Here is a 20,125-nt window from a genome sequence, read left to right on the forward strand (position 1 = left end):
AAGGGGTGACCAGCAGCCGGCGCATCGAGCGGCTGTGCCGCGAGAACATCGTGTTCATGGCGCTCGGCGCCGATCTGCAACCCGACCACAGCACGATTGCCGATTTCATCTCGCGCTCGCCTGAAACCATCGGCGGGCTGTTCACCCAGATCGTCATGACCTGCGACAAGCTGGGCCTGATCGGCAAGGAGATGTTCGCCATCGACGGCTGCAAGCTGCCCTCCAATGCCTCGAAGCAGTGGAGCGGCACACACGAAGCGGAGTTAAAGGGGTCAGAGCCCTTTTAGGCGTCTACCCCGAGTGCCAGGCGGTGCGCGGTGCGCACCCTACATTGCGGATGATGTCCACTGCCCGCGCCCCGTCCAAGATCACCCGGTGCGAGCCAGCCGATCGCGGTGGCTTCCGGCAGCTCTGAACGAATCGTTGATCCGGCGCGGCGTTTCGTCGGATTTTTACAACATCCCCCGCGCGCTGCCGTCGGCCCGGCTCATGTTGTCAGGTTTTTTTACACCCCGCCCCCGCCGCGGATCGGAAGGCCGGCGTACGCCGCGCCAAGCCATTGAATTTGCTCGGAACAGGAAACAAGGCACGAATCGTGCTTGCTGTTCGATAATCAGGCGCAAGCCACCCCAAATCAACCGGACCGCGAAGCTGCATGAACACTCCGAAACGCCGACTCCTGCCACTCGCCATCGCCACGGCCCTGTTCGGCGGCAAGGCCTGGGCGGCGCCGATTCTGGATATCGAACCCAATGGCGACTGGGCGAGCGCAATCCCGGTCAACATCCCGTCGTTCGAGGGTTCGGTGGGGCCGTTCAATTTCGACCGCGACTTCTACCGCGTGACCTTGGTGCCGGGGTCCAGCTTCGACATCACGACCGAATCGCTGACAGCTTCCGTGCCCGGCGACAGCCTGCGGGTGTTCGACCCGGCCTTCTACGTCGGCCCGGATACGATCGCACCCGGTGGGCTTCTGGCAATAATCGGCTGGAACACCACTGCCCTGAACATGACCGTTCCTGTAGGCGGCGTGGTCGGCCTGCGCGTAGCCGGCGGTGGCTCCAATCAGCTGGAGGGCTACCGCATCACCATCGACCCGCCGCCGATTCCGGCGCCGGCCACCATCGCACTGACCATGGTGGGCGCCGCCGCGCTCGCCGGCCTGCGGCGACGCCAAAAGCGCAAGCCCAGCCGTTGAACCGATCGCAGCGCGTCAGACGGACGCGGGGCGTTCGTCGATGCTGCAATGCGGGGCGATGATTTCCTGTTCTAGATCCTCGCGTCCGAACATGCGAAACGCACGCGTGCGCAGGTCATCGGCAATCAGGTAGAAACTCGGCACCGCGACGAGGATCAGCACGGTCGAGAACAGCAGTCCAAAGCCGAGGCTTACGGCCATGGGCGAAAGGAATGCCGTCTGCCCGGATGCGAAGAAGATCAGCGGTGAGACGCTCAGGAACGTCGTGATCGAGGTCAGCAGGATCGGGCGGATGCGCACCCTGCCCGCCTCCACAACGGCTTCGATCCGCTCATAGCCTTCCGCACGCCGCTTCTTGGCGAAGTCCACGAGGATCAGCGAGTCGTTGACGACGATGCCGGTCAGCGCCAGAAAGCCGATGCCGGACAGAAACTGCAGGTTGAAGCCGAAGATGACGTGGCCGACGACGACGCCGATGAACCCGAACGGGATCGCGGCCATGACCACGAGCGGATCGAGCAGCGAACGGAACAGCCAGGCCAGGATGAAAAAGATCACGGCCAGCGCCATGATCAGCGCACCGGAAAGGCTCGCGAACGATTCGTTGGCTTCCTTCTTCTCGCCCAGAAACACCAGCGTATAGCCCGGATGGGTCTGCGCGAAGTCCGCGAACTCACGCTGAAACTGCTCGATCACGTCATTGGGCGTCGTGACCTTGTCGTCCACATCGGCCGTGACCGCAACCAGCCGGCGCAGGTTGCGGTGCTGCACGGTGGCCGGTGAGCGCTCGACCTCGAAGTCCGCGATCTCATGCAGATACACGGTGCGGCCGTCGCCGGTCGTGAGCCTGAGGTTGGCGAGCGCGGCACTGTCTTCGCGCAGGGACTCGGGGTAGATCACGCGCACGGGAATGCGTTCGTTGCGCCAGTTGACGTGCGTGACCTCGCGACCGACGAACCCCGTGCGTACGACCCGCGCCAGCTGCTCCTGCGTCAACCCGAGTTCGCGCCCGGCCGCGTTCAGGCGGTAACGGTACTCGAGCTTGCCGGGGTCGGCGTCGTGGCGTACGTCATGCACGCCGGGAATGCGTACAAGCCAGTCGCGGATCTCGACGGCGGCGGCACGCAGGTTGTCGATGCGATCGCCGATGATGCCGATCTCGACATCCGCGCCGGCCGGGCCGCCCTGCGGCCGCAGGATGGCCAGACGCGTGACACCGGGCACGCGCGAGAGTGATTCGCGCACGACATTGATCACATCCTCGGAGCGGCGCTCGCGCTCGCCGGGCGCATCGAAGCGCAGACTCACGAGCGGATTCACGTAACGCTCGATGAAGCCGCGCGGCTTTTCCCGCGTCAGGTCGATGATGAGCTGAATGTACTGGCTGCCAAGCCGGAAACGCTGAAAATCCACGAACTCCACGCCGACGTTGGTGAGCAGGGATTTCAGCTCGTGCGGTTCAACGACGTCGTAAACCACCGCCTCCAGCCGTTTCGCCAGCGCCTCGGAATCTTCCAGCGAATAGGTGTTCGGCGCCTCCACGTTCACGAAGAACTGACCGACGTCGACCGATCCAAACAGATTGAACGGTACGCGCGTCGCCGCGAACGCCACCGCCAGAACGAGCGTGCCGATCGCAAACGCGGCGGTGATGTAGCGGTTCACCAGCGTCCAGCGCAGCAGGCCAGTGTAGCGGCGCAGGGCCGCCGACCAGTCGATCAATCGTTTGCGCGTGCGCGTCTTCGCGACCCGCAGCCAGTCATGCGCATGCGAGGGCAGCACCGCGAACGCCTCGAACAGCGAGCCGACCAGCGCGGCACTCACGACGGCCGGAATCACGGAAATGAATGCGCCCATGGTGCCGGTCACCGCGAACATGGGCAGGAACGCGGCGATGGTGGTGGAGGTCGCCGCGATCACGGGCCAGAACACCTCGCGCGCGCCCGCCAGCGCGGCCTCGCGCGGCGGCGCGCCCTCCTCCAGGTGCCGGTAGACGTTCTCGGTGACGATGATGGCGTCGTCGACGATCAGGCCCAGCGCGATCAGGAACGCAAACAGCGAGACCATGTTGATCGTGTAGCCGGCGTAGTGGATCACCATCACGGCAAACAGGAAGGACACCGGAATACCGAGCGCGGTGATCAGGGCCACGCGCCCGTTGAGCAACAGATACAGCGAGCCGAGCAACAGACCCAGCCCGATCAGCCCCGAGGACTTGACGGTCTCCAGACGCGTGCGCACGTATACCGAAAGATCGTTGAACGAACTGGCGTGGATGCCAGGCGGCAGAGTTCCGTCGAACTCACGGACCAGTTCATGCACGGCCTCGGCAATCGCGATGGTGGACGCGGTGGCCGTCTTGTTGATGACGAGGTTGATCGAGCGTTCGCCGTTGAACCGCCCCAGCGTGCGCGGTTCTTCCAGTCGCACGTCGACCTTCGCGATTTCACGCAACCGCAGCACGCCGCCCGTCGCATTGGTGCGCAGCGCGATCGCGCCGACCGATTCGGGATCGGGTGGAACGCCGACACCGCGCAGCAGCACATCGCCCTCGGCGCCCGCGATGGAACCGCCCGGCAGATCGCGCAGGTTCGAACGCAGCGCGGTCTCGATGGTTTCCAGCGCGATGCCGCGCGCGGCGAGCTCGCCCGGATCGACCGTGACCCACAGCTCCCACTCGCGATCGCCGGCGATGCCGACGCTGCCGATCCCATCCATTGCCTCGACCTTGCGGCGCAGGCGCTCGGCGATGTCGCGCAGCCGCCCGGCCTCGGCGTTGCCATACAACGCGATGCTGATGACGGGAAAGCGGGTCTTCAACCGCTTGATGACGGGTTCTTCCGCCTCTTCGGGCAGATCCTGGATCTGGTCGATCGCCGCCTCAGTCTCGCGCAGGAAGTCGTCCACGTCCGCGCCCGGCTTGAGCTTGACGACGATGCGCGAGACACCCTCGTCGCTGGTCGAGGTGATCTCGTCGATGTCGGAGAGCCCGTCCAGTTCCTGCTCGATCGCGACGGTGATCTGGCGCTCGACCTCGACCGGCGAGGCGCCCTCGAACAGGGTCGTGACCTGCACCTTGTCGGTCTCGATGACCGGGAACATTTCCTGCGGCATGGCGCGCCAGGACAGCACGCCGCCGAGCAGGACGAGCGCCAGCACGAGGTTGACGACCAGCGGGTTGTCGACGGAAAAGCGCACGAGGCCCATGCGCGGCGATGGTAAACTCCTGCGGCATGCTTCTCCACCGCGCGCCGCGCGGCCGACGATGCCCCAGCTGCTGCGCCGCTATTTCGCCCTGCCCCGCGAGGTCCGCTCGGCCTACTGGACGCTTGCGGCCTCCGTGCCGCGCATGGCGCGCGCCCTGAAACGCAAGGGCCTGCGCGAACTGCTCGACCGCACGCGCGAAACCACGCAACCCCAGTCGCAGCCCCACGACGTGCCGGCGTTCGCACGTGCCGCCGCGCGTGCCCTGGCGATCGTTCAACACTTCGGGCCGTACCGCGGCGCCTGCCTGTCGCGCTCAATGGCGCTGTGGGCCTACCTGCTGGAACACGGGATCGAGTCGGAGATCCGCATCGGCTCGCGGATCACTGACGGCGCCTACGATGGGCACGCCTGGGTGGAACTGGATGGCCGCGTGCTCAACGACGCGGCAGATGTCGCCGATCGATACCGGCCGTTCGACCGGGCCGTGGGCGGGCCAGGCTCACCCACGGCCTGAGCCACTCAGGCGGCAATCCGGGATGGATTGCCCGGCGTTTCCCGATCAGCGCACGCTAGCGCGCGTGCCGGGCGCTTTTCACCTCGCCGGAGTCCCGGCCCTGCACCCGCGCGATGCTGCCGGTGGCTTGGTCGATGCGATAACGAACATTCGCGGCGAGGTTTTCAAACCGCGAGGTCGTCCCGTTCGGCCATTCGACAATGATGCTCGCCTCGGTCGCATCCCCCAGCCCAACGTGCTGTTCCTTCGGGTGCATGGTCAGATAACCGACGCTGCCATGGATCTCGCGCCAGCGACGCGGCCCGGCAGCGGTTTCCACGAGCACGCGCGCACCGATCGCATCGCGCGTGACACCCTGGGCCGGGTCACCTTGCAGGCTGACCTTCAACCAATGGTGTTTTCGCGATTCGGCGTTGTTGCGATAGACGACCGCTGGTCCGGCGAAATTGTTCAGGATCATGTCGAGGTCACCGTCGTCATCCATATCCAGATACACGACCGCACGCGTGTTGCCGAGCAGATCCGCACCGCTGGCGCGCGAAGCGTTCACGAGTCGCCCGTCACGGTTTTCGTAAAACACATTCGCATCGCGATGGCTGTCTGCGAACAGGGCCTCGCGCGTATTTCCCCGGGGATCGGAGTAGTACGGATTCTCCGCTGAATACACGGCGAAGTCGTTCATGCCGTTTCCGACGTACAGGTCATCATCACCGTCGTTGTCGAAATCCAGAAAATCCGCGCCCCAGGCCCAGCCGGTGGCCTCAAGCCCGCGACCGATGGCATCGGACTGTTTGTAATGCAGGGCGCCACTGGAATCGCGACCGGAGACGAACAGGTCGTTGGCCTCGATCACGCGCATCCGCGACATGGTCTTGGCATCGAATTTCATCGGCGTGTTTTCATCCGGCAGAACGTATTTCTGATCCTTGTCCATGGTGACGATGTTCGAGATGTACACGTCCGGATGCAGGTCACCGTTGAGGTCGCTCAGGCCGATGCCCATGGTGAATGACGGTTTGCCGGTGCCAATCACCGTGGAAATATCCTCGAACGTACCGTCACCACGGTTGCGATAGTAGGCGTTGACGCCGAAGTCGTTGCCGACGATCAGGTCCTGCCAGCCATCGCGGTCGATGTCGGTGTGCGACAGCGCCTGTGTCCAACCGGTGTTGTCGAGCCCGCTTCCGTCGGTCACGTTCTCGAAGCGCAGACCGCCCACGTTGCGAAACAGTCGATTGGGCAGTCCATTGTCGTTGCGGCGCGCAAGCGTGGGAATCGTGCCCTCGGTATACTGGCCGAAGTAGCCGATGTAGAGATCGAGACGTCCGTCGCGGTCATAGTCGAACGCGGTTGCCGGACCGCCGACCAGTCCCTTGCCGCCGAGCCCCGTCGTGGCCGTCACGTCCACGAAACGTGCATTGCCGACGTTGCGGTACATCCGATGGTCGTCGTCGGCATAACTGATGAAAACATCGGGCAGGCCATCGTTGTCGAAATCCGCGATGATGGGCTGACGCGGCTCTCCCGGCAGGCCGTCCTCGGGCCTGCGCCAGTCGATTCCAGCTTCGCGCGTGATGTCCTGAAAACGACCGCCACCAAGGTTGCGGAACAGGCGGTTACCGGCGCCGCCGACCAGCAGCACGTCGGGCCGGCCGTCGGCGTCGATATCCTCGGCCGCTGCGCCGGAACCACCGAACGCGGGCGGAACGGCGAGCACGGCGACTTCCTGCTTGCGGACCGAGTAGCTGCGGATCGCACGCCCCAGCCAGTCGGCAAGGCGATGTTCAAAGACAATGCCGCTCGCGGCGGTGACATCGGAGAAATACGCGCCGACATCGCCCTCGCCGGAGGCAGGCGCGCTGACCAGCGCACTGCTCGAATCGGCCGGCGCGGCAATGCGCGCATGCCGGTCGATGAGTGATTGAATCCGACGCAGGCTCTGATCGATGTCGTCGGCCGACAGCGCAACATGCCCCAGCTGTGCCGAGAGTTCACCGGCCACACGCAGGACCAGCACCCCGATCTGCGCAATGCTCTCGACCACGAGTTCCAGCGCAAACGGATCGGGCTCGAGCTTCGGCGCGAAGTCCGCTGCGTTGATCACGGCCTCGAGATAACGCCAGTGCAGACCGCCGTCGCGAAACGCGTCCATGTCGTAGGCCTCGAGCACAATGCGCTCCGCGCGCGACAGTCGCGGGAAAAAGATTGCGTCCTCGTACTCGTTCATCTCGTAGGGCACGAAGGCCTTGGAGTACTCGCCGATATCCTCCACCCGGATCGCGGACTCGCCGCGCGCGAGCGCACGCCGTTCGGCGCCATGCAGCAGCTGCGCGGCAATCTGGATCATGGCCTCGGTGAAACTGATCTTCAGTGCGTTGCTCTGCGCCTCATCGACCGGCCATCGGTGACGCGAGAAATACACCTGGATATTGCGCAGGAATACGGCATTGGAGACATGGTTGTATGCCTCGTAGGACGCAAACTTTTGCGCGATGATGTTGCGGGTCATCGCGTAGTTCGGCGGTGAGACACGGTCGGTCGGCGCCGCCGGTTTTTCGGCCAGATGAACCTTGTCGCCGAAGAGGTTTTCCCACGCCGCCTGTAGCGCGCGATCGGTCAGTTGGTGGGCGCCCTGCAGACGCGCACCTAGATCGGCGGTCTGCAACACGACAAGGGTTGCAAGTTCGACATCACGCTTGAGTCGCGCGACCGCATCATCGGCGAGCGCCAGACGATCGCCATTCGCGGCAATCAGCGCATCGTGCTGCACCGCCAGCAGGGCGCGCAGGCCGTAGGCCACGGTCGCATACTGGCGATGGTCATCGGAACGGATCTCAAACCCCGGTCGGCCCGCGACGGAAACCAGAAAGCCGCCGTCCGCGCGCGGATCGACCTGCATCAGTGCGGCGGTCGCAAGATCCACATCGGCCTGTTCGATCCGCGCAGCACCATGCTCACGGGCAATCACCTCCGCACGATCGAGCAGATCATGCGCCAGCCGCTTCTGCATCGCCAGCTTCGCGTAGCGCGCGGCATCGGTCAGCGGCGTGCCGTACATGAAATCCTCGAGCCGCGACGCGGTGGCGTGGCACTTCGGGTCGCGCCGGTCCTCGAGCGTTCCGATTGCGCGAATCGTGTCCTGCACCTCGGAAAGCAGCCTTGTGCCGCCCGGGCCGGTCGTCGCGGGTTCCGATGCGCTCGCAGCAAACGCGACGGAAGCGAAAACGAGCACTGCGAAAGCGCCCGCCATTCTCGTACGGACGGCGATTGCAGGTTGGCTACAAAGCAATTTCATCGGCGAGAACCCAGAGTGCCGGAACTGAACAGGGTCGTTCGCGTTCCGAGGAAACTGTATGGAACCCGGCCTGCATCACGCGCCGACAGTGGTCAAAGCGCGAACGGTCGGATGACAGGGCGGCGTGAGCAACCCGACCGGGGGGCGCAAGAGCGCGCGCCCCCGGTGCAAGCTGCGGAGGTATTACGGAGCGGAGGTGGCGATGCGCGCTTCGAGGGCGGCGAGTCGATCGAGCAGCGCCGAGAGTTCGCGATCGCGTTGCGCAAGCTGATCCTTCAGCTGTTGAAGCTCGGCGTCACGAGACTGGTCGTTGTGATGCAGCGCCTTGATCGCGGCGAGTGCAACACCGTCCGAGTCCACCGTCGAGATGTGTCGGTCATCACGGCCGACACCGAACGCGGCGTGGAAGTCCTCGGCAACCGGGCCGATATGGCGCACGCCGCGATCCGACTTGAAGCTCCAGCTCGACACGTCCATATCGGCAACCGCAAGCAGAATCGCCTGCTCGTCGACGGGCTCGAAGCCCTCCTTGACCGCACGGCTCGAGGTCGGCGTGAACGTAACGGCAGTCACGTCGTCGTGGAAAATCGCATCGCCGTCGGGCGTGATGAGCATCGACGTGAATTGTCCGGGCTTGTTCAGCGTGAACGTGCCGTCGCCGCCAAGCTGCATGAAGTCGCTGCCGTTGGTATCGGAAATCGACAGCGTCGCCCCGGTGATGCCGCCGACGGTATTCAGGCGGATATCCCATGTGCCTGCGTTGGTTGCGTTCGTGTTCTGCAGCCGGATTGCCGGCGCGCCCGCCGTGGCACTGGACGAGTTCAGATGAAGCAGCTGCGCCGGTGACGCCGTCGCAAGCCCGACATTACCGGTGGAATCGAGATACACGGTGTTGGTCGGCGTGTTCGGTTCGATCTTGAACGGCAGCTTGCTGCCGTTGGTCACATCACGCACGAAAAACACCGTTTCGTTGCCGGCGAGGTCCCAGGACTGTGGTGTAAAGCCGGACGATCCATCCTGCTCGAGGCGCAGCCCGGGACTATTGCCGTCGACCGCGTGTACGTTGAGCACCGGTGACGAGGTGCTCATGCCGATGTTTCCGCTGGAATCAATGTACAGGGCATTGTTAGGCGAGGCCGCCTCAACCGTAAACGGCGTACGGTTGCCGTCAACGTCATCAATCGAAAACTTGTTTGCGCCACCGTTCGCCGAGTCGTTGGCGGTGAGCTGCCAGTCGTTGCTCGGGAACGATCCTGAGCTCGACGTATCCTGAAACTTGATGCGCAGATTGTTTTCTTTCAGGCGAATGGTATCGAAACCGAAATTTTCGCCGTTCACGCAATCCACCCCAACGCAGGCGCTGCCGTCAACAATGAGGTCATCTACGAACACCTGATCGGCGTGGGCGGGGGTCGTCGCGAAAACCGAGACGATGGCCGCTGTGAGAATCCTGTTTGCCTTCATGGTCCAACCCTCCGGGAGCAGTTATTTCAATACAGACTGGGGCGGCGGTTCCTTCACGTCATCGACGACCACATGGCCGCCGCTGATCCGGAAATGGCCGGTTTCGATCACCCCTACCGGTTCAAGTGTCGGGGCAGCGCCGGGGCCACGCCCGTTGTCCAGGCGCGCCTTGGCCTGCGAGCGTGTGATCGCGGAGGACGCCAGGACCCCGCGAATTTCAAACTGGTAAACGCCGTCTTCCAGCCCTTTCGCTGGAATTGCCGCACTGATCGCAGCTTCGTGAACGACGGAGTTCGGACCCTGGATCGTCCAGGACACGGCGGTGGACGGCGCGTCGGAAACCTCCAACCCGTCCACGCCACCGCGAACGTGCGCCGCGGCAAGCGCCGTACCCAGGCAGCTCAGCGGCACGAAGAACAGAAATGCGAGTGCTGCGCGCGATTTCATGCCACTGTGCACGCTGAAGTGTCTCTGAAACACCGGGGCGCGGTCACTGAATCCAGGCAACGTAGCGCCCCTCGTGCGCGGCCACGCCAATCGCCCTCGCGGCCGGATCGATCATGGCCCGATGATGCGCAGGTGAGGCGAACCAGCGTCGAAACGCCTGCTCGCCATCGCGACACTTTCGCGCCAGCAATTCGGCGCGCACCGGCGTTCGACATGCGCTCGCCCGCAACGCAAGCGAGCCGGAGCCATCGCGCGGATCCGCATGCGCGAAATACCCCCCCGCCCGCATGCGCCGTAACTGATCGTTTGCACAACGGGCTAGTTCGCTTCGCGCGCTCAGTTCGGACAGACCAAGCGCCGCACGGAACTCGTTGATCGCCTGTGCCACCGGTTGCAGGCCCGCTAGTGGCGGTGAGAACCGCTCGTCGTTCGCCAAGCGAGCGGCACGCCACACGGCCTGAATGTCGGCGTTCGGTTCGGCAACCGAAAGGCCGCGCATGTGCAGAGACGCAGCGCTCAACCGGTACTGATCGGCCGTTTCGGTCCAGCCGCGATCCACTGCAGCGGAATCGAACGGTGGCCATAGCAGCATCCGCAGTTCGGTGTAGACCGCCCAGGCCTGACGCAGATTGCCGAGATCGAGCGCAATCGTGATCGCTGAACGCAGCGCGGAAATAGGGTTGCCGTCCGGCTGCCAGGAACGATGTAGTCGCCGAGCGTGTGCGAGCAGATCCGCACGCAAACGCTTGTGCTCGGCGAGCCACGCATGCGCGGTCCCCAACTCTGCATGGACGGCGGCGGGCTCGCTCGCGCTGGATATGGACCAAGGCGCTTCCCATAGCAGTGCGGCTGCCAGCGTCCAGCGCCATGCCCTAGATCGCAACGCCCGGGGCACAGCCCGCATCACGCCCGACGGTCTCGCACGGTTCACCCGTGACCTGGATATTGATCGTCGCAGCATCCAGGTTGACTCCATCGTCCAGCGTGTAGCTGAAGCTGTCTGGCCCGAAGTAGGTCGGATTCGGCACATAGACGACCTTCGAACCGGGCACGAGTCCGCTCGGCGGAACCGGCGCCCCGTTGCCGTCGATCAGGGTGCCATGCAGCGGAAACGCGGTGATCGTGATCACCGGCCCGCCGACCGTTCCGGCGGTCGTGACCGACAGCTTCGGTTCTTTCAGCGCCGAGAGATTTCCGTTCGCCGTCGTGCGCATCTGCAGACCGCGCTTGGAGCCGCCGCCGCTGAGTGACTCGTCGACCTGAGCGCGGATGCCGAACACCGTGGCGCCCGAGGTGATCGCCGCCTGGAGCGGACTGAGTACGTCGAAGCTGAATGTCCCCTCAGTGCCTATGGCGCCGGCCGGTACGGGCATGGTCGCCAGAATGCCGCCCGTGGCGGGCGTGCCATATTCGCTTGCCAGCAATTGGAAACCGATCTCGCCGGGCGGCGAAACCGACACACTGTAGAAATTGGTGTCCAGCAGGTCCACGGAGCCCTTCAGCGTGTGAATCACGACTTCGGCCGACTGTACGTCGCCCGGCGAGGTCAGACTGGAAATATCCCACTTCATCAGAAAACGAACGGTGCCGTTTGAACCCGGTCCACCGCTGGAATCTACCGCCGCCGAGGCCAGCAACGGCGCGCTGCCCGGGAGTACGTTTGCGTTGTCGCCGAAGTTGTCGCCGTTCGAATCGGCGACCGCCCCGGCCACTCCGGCGCCAATCACCAGCGCGGCCTGGGTCAGCCCCAGATCGATCGTCACGGGGACGTTCTGCTGGGTCTCGACGTTCTGATCACCGATACCGGCGGCGACGCTGACGGTGGCCGTCGCGCTCGCGCAGGTCAGCACGCTGGCGATCTCACCACAGGCCTCGAAGCTGAAGCTGTCGGCGCCCGTGAACCCGGCGTTCGGCGTGTAGTCGACCGTCGCTGAGCGCTGCGGAACCGCACTGCCCTGGGTCAGGTTCGAGAGCACGCCGTTGGTCGGCGATGTCGTCGTCGCGAAACTGAGCGATACATCCTCACCCAAGCCGTCGCAGGGATTGGCTTCCCCGTCCGCGAGCTCGCACGGAGCCTCGCCCAGGAGCATGACCGTGATCGCCTGATCCGCCAGGGTTTCGGCGCTGGTATCAAACGCCTCGACGGTAGCGACCGGATTGTCCGGCGGGGTCGAAGGATCGACCGGGTTGATCGTCACGATTGCGGTATCGGAGACCGTCGGGTTCGTGGCCAGTGACGCGGCAAACTCGAAGGCGTCGTCAGCCGGCGTGCCGGAGGTCGGTGAGTAGGTCACAAGCGCGCTCAGGGTCGGCGGCTGGGTGACGTCACAGGTTTCACCAATCGGACAGTCGCCGTCGGTCACACAACTCTGCGTGGTCGTGAGCGAACACAGACTGAGCGGCGCCGGTACCACCGGCGTGATGGCACCAAGCGTGCCCTGCACCGGCGGCGTAACGATCGAGAAATCGAGACTGCTGCCCGCTGGCGCGCTGCCAGTCAGGGTGATCTGCACCGCGCCGGTGGTGGTCACGGTCTGCGGATCGGCCATGACCAGCGGTGTGTTGATGCACCCGCCCTGCGCGGCGTCGCAGGCATCCAGCGTGTTGGGATCCCCGTCATCGCAATTGAGCTGCGGCGGATCGGCTATGCAGATCGTCGTGCCGGGTTCGCAGGTCTCGATCGTGCAGGGGTTGTTGTCCTCGCAGACCTCCTGGCAGGTCGGGCCGGCAGGCACACAGGGGCCAAGATAGTCGCCGTGGCCCAGGTGCGCGGGAACCGCGCTTTCGCTCACCGAAAGCGTCTGGGCATTGCCGGGATTGCCGGGTGGAATGTGGCAGAGTTCGACCTTGGTGTTCTTCGCCGCAACGGCCCCGCTCAGCCCGAAGAGCAACGCGAACGCTGCAATGCGCACGGCACCAAAGGCGCTCGCGTCGCGTGTTTCGCTCCAGTAGCCCATCACTGACCCCTCCGGCATTTCCAAGTGTTACGACCCGTTGCCGGGCGCAGCGATTGCACCCAGCCTCCAAACAACCCGCCCGCCATTGCCATCGATACCACAACGGAACCCGCGCCGACGCGCCAACGGAGATATTGAACAGACGAACGCGCCCGACCAACCTGCGTCGGATTTCGCGGTTTGACCATCTACCAAACAGTCGGTCACAACCACGGCGACCCGGCCGCAGTTGTGTAACGGGACGCCGCGTTGCGCGGCACCCCAGATGTCCCGGCCTCTATTCGGGCCTGCGGCGAGCGCATCTGCTCACCAGGATCATCGATGTATGAATCTCCAAGTTGCCGATGTTCGGAATCAGCCGCTAGCCCAACGGCCAACTCCGACGGTCAACTGTATCTAACACTAGCACAGATTTTGAACAATAGTGTTACCGAATCCTTCCGGCCGATCGATCATTCGAGCACCCGCACGCTCTGCCCATCGGCCAGTGCGGCGACGTTGGCGGCCACGATGCGATCGCCGGCCGCAAGCCCGTCATCGACGACCTGCACGCCGCCGACCCGGCGGCCGGTCTCGACCTGCCGCCGTTCGATGCGGTTGTCGGCCACGACAAACACCGCAGTACCCGTGGAATCCGTCACCAGTGCCTCGAGCGGCACGACGATCTCGGCAGCCACGCGCGGCAGCGGCACACGAAGGCGCGCCAGTTCACCGGCACGCAGGCCCGCGCCGGGCACACGCACGCGCAGGGCGTAAGTCAGCGTGCGGGGATCGGGAGCAACGGCAAGCGCCAGCACCCGGCCTTCGGCCTGCCGCTCGCCGACCGCGACGACCATCGGCGTGCCGGTTTCGATCGCGCCAAGGTCAGCGCCGGCCAGTTCCAGGTAGGCATCCAGCTCGTCGATCCGCACGAGTTCGACGGCCGTGGCCTGCGTCGTCGCCAGATCACCGACCTCATACTCCACCGCGTTCACCACGCCAGCGAACGGCGCCTCGAGCCGCGCGCGCTCCAGCGCGCGGCGGGCCTGGTCGCGCTCGGCCTCGAGCAGCGTGCGACGGGCCGCGGCGGTCTCGACTGCGTAGCGAAGGCGCGCGACTTCGGCATCGAGTTGCAGCTGGCGCTGTTCAGCGTCCTCGCGCGCAGACGGCGCGACAAGCTTGTCACGTCCGAGCGCCCGCAGACGTTCGACCTCCGCGGCCTGCAGCCTGACCTGCTCGATGGCGATGTCGAGCAGTCGGCGGTCGCGCTCGATCGCGGCAAGCTCCTGCGCGAGCCGCGCGCTCGCCGCGGACAGCCGCGCCTGGTAATCAGCCGTGTCGACGGCGATCAGGCTAGCGCCGGCCTCGACCATATCGCCGGGTTCGACGCTGCGCGTCGTCACGCGACCGGACACCTCGAAGCGCAGCGTGGCGCGCTGGGCCGGTTGCAGCCGACCGGTGCGTTCGACGACTGGGTCCAGATCGCGCGGCGCGACGACCAATGTGCGAACGGCGACCGGTTCGGCCGCGGATTTGCGCGCCTGCGGCTCGGGCGCATTGGCGACCAGCGCGACGCTGCCGGCCACCGCCGCAGCGAGCACGCCCAGTGCGATCACGAATTGCAGACCCTTCGACATGAACCTGGGGTTTACCGCTGAGGAAACTTGTATTCAGGTGGCGAAACCGACCCGCCCCTGCAACCAATTCGGGACGGAAAATCGCGTGTTATGCTACCGCCGCTTTTCGCCCGCCGCGCGTCGGCGGCCCGCCGTTGCGCATGCACCGTGCCGCGTGCCGGCGCCGTCGTACGGTACTGAATTTTTGCACCGCACACCATGAAGCTCAGCAGACTGCTTGCGTTCGGAATCGGGTGGATTGCCGTCACGAGCGGTCGCGTCTGGGCCGCGCCGGACTGGGACTGCGCCCAGAATGCCCAGGGCCGCTGGGATTGCCGCGCCGCGGCAGCACCGCCGCCGGGCAGCGCGCCACCCGCGAGCCGCGTGCCGCGCGACGACCGGACCGCGGACACCGCGGACGAAACCTCCGCCGCGGAATCCCCCGCGCGATCACAGCCGGCCTGGCCGGTGGCGCGGCCGGCCACACGATCGACCTTCCGCGGCCCGACCCCGCAGTTCGAGTCGCTGGCGGACGACGCCGAACCGGCGCGCGCCGAACCCGTCGACCGCACACCGCCACCACCGCCCGTGCGACGTGCACCACTGGTCGCAGCGACGCCGCCGACACCCAGCACACCGCCGACGGCGCCGCCCGCAGTGCGCGAACCGCCGGCCGCAGTCGCACCGCCGGTGGCCGCAGTCAAGCCGGCGCCACCCGCGCCCACCGAGCCCATGCCGTCACCGGTTGCCGAGCCTGCGACTGTGGTCGCGCCGCCGCCCGCAACGCTGCCGGATTCCGCGACCACCGCCGTTCCGCCATCCCCGACCGCCGCGGAGACGCTCGCCCCCCTGGCGGCCGTCGAGACGCCGCTGATCGCGCAGGCCGGCCCCGAAACGGCACCCGTCGAGCTGATCGAGACTCAGCCGACCGTTGACGCACCCCGCCCCGATCCGCTGGCGCTCGAATCCGCGCCCTGGAATGCCTGCGGACCGGTGCGTGGTGTGAAACTGCCGAAGGTCGACGAGCAGGCGCGCGCGAACGCGCCGCTGCGCCTGAGCGCAAACGCGACCCAGCGCGATGCGGCCGGACGCACGGAGTTCGAAGGTGCCGTACGCGGCGAACGCGCCGATCAGACCATCGCCGCCGACCGCGCCGTGTACGACCCGGTCAGCGGACGCATCGATGCGTCGGGCAACGTGCAGTATCGCGACGCCATCGTCGTGATCGATGGCGCGACCGCGAACATGGATCTAGGCGCCGACCGCGGCGCGATCGAATCGGCCACCTACCGGCTGTTCGGCCAGAACACCCGCGGCGAGGCGAGCCGCGCCGAACTGCAAAGCCGCACCCAGAGCCGTTACGAGAACTTCACCTACACGAGCTGCCGCCCCGGCAACGAAGACTGGGTGCTGCGCGCGGACGAACTCGAGATCGACACCGAAACCGGTATCGGTGTCGCGCGCCGCGCCAAGGTCGAGTTTCTTGGCGTGCCGATGATCTACGCGCCGTATGCAAGTTTCCCGATCGACGACCGTCGCAAGAGCGGCGTGCTGCTGCCATCGATCGCCTACAGCGATCGCAACGGCGTCGACATCACGGTTCCCTACTATCTGAACCTCGCACCGAACTACGACGCGACGCTGTACCCGCGCGTGCTCAGCGAGCGTGGTGCGATGCTCGGCGCGGAGTTCCGTTATCTCGGCCGGTCCTACGAGGGCGAGCTCGCCGGCGAAATCCTGCCCAGCGACAACGATCACAACAACGACACCCGCGGACAGATCGCACTGCGGCACAAGCAGAACTTCCTGCCGAACCTGCGCCTGAACATCGATGCCGCGAATGTCTCGGACGACGACTACGTCGACGACTTCGGCGATTCGCTTTCGGTCGCAAGCGAACGCCTGATCTCGCGGCGCGCGAGCCTGACCTATCTCGGCAATGGTTTTACCGCACTGGCACGCGTTGACGACTATCAGACCGTCGACCCGACCAACACACTGGTCGACCCCTACAGCAAACTGCCACAGGTGCGTTTCGAACTGGCCGACCATGCAACGCCGTGGATGCTGCATTTCGGCGGACATGCCGACTGGACCGCATTCGATCACCCGGATTTCGTGACCGGCAAGCGTCTGGATGTCGCCCCGTGGATCGCGCTGCCGTACGAGAGGCCCTGGGGCTGGGTCACGCCGAAACTCGCCGGGCGCTATACCGCCTACGATCTCACCGATCAGGCGCCTGGCCTTGACGACAACCCGGACCGGACGCTGTTCACGGCAAGCCTCGATTCGGGGCTGATCTTCGAGCGCGATACCAACTGGTTCGGCAGCGCCTACACGCAGACGCTCGAACCACGCGCCTTCTATCTGTACACGCCGTATCGCGACCAGACCGACATTCCGGACTTTGATGCCGCCCTGCTCGACTTCTCGTTCCCGGCGCTGTTCGCCGAGAACCGCTTTGCCGGCACCGACCGCATCGGCGACGCAAACCAGGTGTCACTCGGCATCACCTCGCGTCTGATCGACCCACGCGACGGTGCCGAGCGCCTGCGACTGGCCCTGGGCGAGATCATCTACTTCGCCGACCGTCGTGTGCAGTTGCCCGGTGTCGCCGAGGTCGAAGACTCCACCTCCGACACGGTCGCCGAACTCAGCGCACGCATCACCAACGAGGTCAGCGTGCGTTCCGCCCTGCAATGGAACAACGACGACAGCGAGTTCTATCGCGCCGCCGCCGCCGTGCACTACCGTGACGACGACGGACTGCTCCTGAACGCCGCCTATCGATACCGCCGCGACCTGCTCGACCAGGCCGATTTCTCGGCGCGCGTGCCGGTCGGCCAGCGCTGGAACCTCGTCGGCCGCGGCTACTGGTCGTTCGACGACGATGACTGGCTCGAGGTATTCGGCGGCCTTGAATACGACGCCTGTTGCTGGCGCACCCGCGTGGTCGTGCGGCGTTATGTCACCGACGATGGCGCCGATCACAACCTTGGCGTGATGCTGCAGCTGGAACTCAAGGGCCTGAGCAGCATCGGAGAACGTATTGACCACTTCCTTGAAAAAGGCATCTATGGCTATGAAGTCGAGCAGTAGGCTGCGCCGGGCCGCGTTCGCCCTGCTGGCACTGAGCGCCACCCTGCGGGCCGAGCCGGAGCCGATCGATGCGATTGCCGCCGTCGTCAACGACAGCGTGATTCTCGAAAGCGACGTCGAGCAGCGCCTGCGCCAGACCGCCGAACAGCTGCAGGCCAGCGGCACGGGTCTACCCCCACTCGACGTGCTGCGCCGCCAGGTGCTCGAACGCCTCATTCTCGGCGAGCTGCAGGTACAGATCGCACAGCAGAGCGGCGTGCAGGTCGACGACGAACAGCTCGCGCGCGCCATCCGCAACATCGCCCAGGGCAATAATCTCAGCGTTCCGGAATTCCGTCGCGCCATTGCCGCGGAGGGCATGGATTACGAGGTGTTCCGCGAGGACCTGCGCCGGCAGCTGATCATCACGCGGCTGAAGGCGCAGCGCGTGACGAATTCCGTGCGCGTGACCGACGAAGAGATCGAGCGCTTTCTCGCGCAGCAGGCCGGCGCGGTGAGCGGTCGGGAATCGTTCCATCTGCGGCACATCCTCATCGCCACGCCCGATGGCGCATCAAGCGAAGAGATCGAACAGGCCCGCACCCGTGCTGAAGAGATACTTGCGCGGCTGCGTGGCGGAGCGGATTTCGCCGAGGTCGCGGTGAGCGAATCCGACAGCCAGACCGCGCTCGACGGCGGCGATCTGGGCTGGCTCGAATCCGCCCGCGTGCCCACGCTGTTTTCGAGCATGGTCAACCAGCTCGAGCGCGGCCAGCTTGGCGACCTGATCCGCAGCCCGAGCGGTTTCCACATCGTTCTGCTCGAGGACTACCGCGGTGGCGATCGGCAGATCGTGGTGCAGAACCACGTGCGCCAGATCCTGATCCGCACCAACGAGCTCGTCTCCGATGACGACGCCCGCAACGCCCTTGAACAGCTGCGTCTGCGCGCCCTGGGCGGCGAGGACTTCGGCGCGCTCGCGCGTGCACATTCCGACGACAGCGCCACAGCGATCGCCGGCGGCGATCTGGGCTGGCGCAATCCGGCCGACCTGCTGCCGGAGTTTCTCGCACAGGTCAACAACCTCGAGCCCGGCGACGTCTCCGAGCCGTTCAGGACCGGTCTGGGCTGGCAACTCGTCGAACTGCTCGGCCGGCGTGATTTCGACAACACCGTCGAGGCGACGCGCGAAATCGCGCGCCGCGCGATCCTCGAGCGCAAGGGCGAGGAAGCACTCGAACGCTGGCTTCGGGAACTACGCGACGAGGCCTACGTCGAGGTCCGAATTTAGTGGCCCGTGTCACGGGCACCGGGCCGGCGCTTGCGTACACGCCCGGGGAGCCCGCCGGCATCGGGCCGGACCTGATCCTGACGCTGGCGGCCAGCGGCGATGCCCCGCCGGTCATCGTCTACGCCGATCCCGACCTGCTGGAACAGCGCGCCGAGCGCCTGGGCCTGGACGTGCGCGTCGTGCCGGCCGATCCCGAGCATCCCGCGCCGGCACCGGCCGGTTCGCTCGCCGTGTGGCCGGTGCCGTTGTTCGCGCCGGTCGAAGCCGGCGTGCTGAACCCCGCGAATGCGCCGTACGTCATTGAAACGCTGCGGCGTGCCGTGGCCTGTTGCGTCAGCGGCCGCATTGCCGGGCTCGTCACGGGGCCGGTGCACAAGGGTGTGATCAACGACGCCGGCATCGGCTTTACCGGGCACACCGAATATCTGGCCGCGCTGACCGACAGCACGCCGGTAATGCTGCTGGCGGCCGGCGAACTGCGCGTCGCGCTCGCCACCACGCACCTGCCGCTGGCGGCCGTGCCGAGCGCGATTGCCGCCGAATCGCTGGGGCAGACGCTCGACATCCTGGCCCGCGACCTGCGATCACGGCTGGGCATCGCCGAACCGCGCATTGCCGTACTCGGCCTGAACCCGCACGCCGGCGAAGGTGGACACCTCGGGCGCGAAGAGATCGAGCTCATCGCGCCGGCAATCGAAGCGGCACGCGAACGCGGGATTGACGCACGCGGGCCGGCTCCGGCCGACACCGCATTCACGCCCGCCCAGCTGGCCGGCGTGGATGCAGTCCTCGCGATGTATCACGATCAGGGACTGCCGGTGCTCAAATACGCCGGTTTCGGACATGCGGTGAACGTCACGCTCGGTCTGCCCATCGTGCGGACTTCAGTCGACCACGGCACGGCACTTGAGCTTGCCGGCACGGGCCGTGCCGACACCGGATCGCTGCGAACCGCGATCGACTACGCGCGGGCCATGGTGGCGCGGTCGCAGTTATAGGAGCGACAGGGACGACCCTGTCGCGGCTGCGTTACGAAACGAAAAAGTGTGATTTTTCGTTCTCTCTCATTTTCAACGGCT

13 protein-coding genes are annotated in these 20,125 nt (G+C 65.7%); 6 read left to right on the forward strand and 7 right to left on the reverse strand.

What is annotated here, in order from left to right; all coding sequences use genetic code 11:
- A partial coding sequence (locus tag KDG50_12445) for a transposase (GenBank protein MCB1866225.1) occupies positions 1 to 287 on the forward strand: 287 nt, incomplete at its 5' end.
- 368 nt (positions 288 to 655) lie between these two features.
- On the forward strand, positions 656 to 1,198 hold the full coding sequence (locus tag KDG50_12450; protein MCB1866226.1) for a PEP-CTERM sorting domain-containing protein: 543 nt from the start codon (positions 656 to 658) through the stop codon (positions 1,196 to 1,198).
- Positions 1,199 to 1,213: 15 nt separating this feature from the next.
- Here the strand turns inward: KDG50_12450 and KDG50_12455 are convergent, their stop codons facing one another.
- Positions 1,214 to 4,405 carry an efflux RND transporter permease subunit gene (locus KDG50_12455; GenBank protein MCB1866227.1) on the reverse strand — a complete coding sequence of 1,064 codons (3,192 nt, stop codon included), beginning with the start codon at positions 4,403 to 4,405 and terminating at the stop codon, positions 1,214 to 1,216.
- Positions 4,406 to 4,463: 58 nt separating this feature from the next.
- On the opposite strand from KDG50_12455, the gene KDG50_12460 reads away from it, so the two are divergent.
- Positions 4,464 to 4,919: a lasso peptide biosynthesis B2 protein gene (locus KDG50_12460; protein MCB1866228.1), complete on the forward strand. Its 456-nt coding sequence runs from the start codon at positions 4,464 to 4,466 to the stop codon at positions 4,917 to 4,919.
- Between the two features lie 55 nt (positions 4,920 to 4,974).
- Here KDG50_12460 and KDG50_12465 read toward each other — a convergent pair whose 3' ends face one another.
- The 6 genes from KDG50_12465 to KDG50_12490 all read right to left on the reverse strand — a co-directional run bounded on the left by KDG50_12465 (position 4,975) and on the right by KDG50_12490 (position 14,698).
- Positions 4,975 to 8,151: a CRTAC1 family protein gene (locus KDG50_12465; GenBank protein MCB1866229.1), complete on the reverse strand. Its 3,177-nt coding sequence runs from the start codon at positions 8,149 to 8,151 to the stop codon at positions 4,975 to 4,977.
- Positions 8,152 to 8,397: 246 nt separating this feature from the next.
- Positions 8,398 to 9,678: a hypothetical protein gene (locus tag KDG50_12470; GenBank protein MCB1866230.1), complete on the reverse strand. Its 1,281-nt coding sequence runs from the start codon at positions 9,676 to 9,678 to the stop codon at positions 8,398 to 8,400.
- A 21-nt stretch (positions 9,679 to 9,699) separates the two neighbouring features.
- On the reverse strand, positions 9,700 to 10,125 hold the full coding sequence (locus KDG50_12475; GenBank protein MCB1866231.1) for a hypothetical protein: 426 nt from the start codon (positions 10,123 to 10,125) through the stop codon (positions 9,700 to 9,702).
- A gap of 43 nt (positions 10,126 to 10,168) precedes the next feature.
- On the reverse strand, positions 10,169 to 11,008 hold the full coding sequence (locus KDG50_12480; GenBank protein ID MCB1866232.1) for a CAP domain-containing protein: 840 nt from the start codon (positions 11,006 to 11,008) through the stop codon (positions 10,169 to 10,171).
- Positions 10,998 to 13,082, reverse strand: coding sequence for a hypothetical protein (locus KDG50_12485; protein MCB1866233.1), 2,085 nt, complete (start codon positions 13,080 to 13,082; stop codon positions 10,998 to 11,000). The genes KDG50_12480 and KDG50_12485 overlap by 11 nt, the downstream gene beginning before the upstream one ends.
- Positions 13,083 to 13,534: 452 nt before the next feature.
- On the reverse strand, positions 13,535 to 14,698 hold the full coding sequence (locus tag KDG50_12490; protein MCB1866234.1) for an efflux RND transporter periplasmic adaptor subunit: 1,164 nt from the start codon (positions 14,696 to 14,698) through the stop codon (positions 13,535 to 13,537).
- 198 nt (positions 14,699 to 14,896) lie between these two features.
- Between KDG50_12490 and lptD the strand changes: the two genes are divergently transcribed.
- Genes lptD through pdxA form a run of 3 tightly spaced genes read left to right on the forward strand, consistent with a single transcriptional unit; the run spans position 14,897 to position 20,044 of the window.
- Positions 14,897 to 17,776, forward strand: coding sequence for an LPS assembly protein LptD (lptD, locus tag KDG50_12495; GenBank protein MCB1866235.1), 2,880 nt, complete (start codon positions 14,897 to 14,899; stop codon positions 17,774 to 17,776).
- Positions 17,760 to 19,046 (forward strand): peptidylprolyl isomerase, encoded by a 1,287-nt coding sequence (locus KDG50_12500; GenBank protein MCB1866236.1) that lies wholly within the window; start codon positions 17,760 to 17,762, stop codon positions 19,044 to 19,046. Before lptD ends, KDG50_12500 begins: the two co-directional genes overlap by 17 nt.
- Complete coding sequence (gene pdxA, locus KDG50_12505; protein MCB1866237.1) at positions 19,046 to 20,044, forward strand: 4-hydroxythreonine-4-phosphate dehydrogenase PdxA; 999 nt, start codon at positions 19,046 to 19,048, stop codon at positions 20,042 to 20,044. The genes KDG50_12500 and pdxA overlap by 1 nt, the downstream gene beginning before the upstream one ends.
- Positions 20,045 to 20,125 lie beyond the last annotated feature (81 nt).

Source organism: Chromatiales bacterium (assembly GCA_020445605.1).
GTDB lineage: Bacteria > Pseudomonadota > Gammaproteobacteria > JAGRGH01 > JAGRGH01 > JAGRGH01.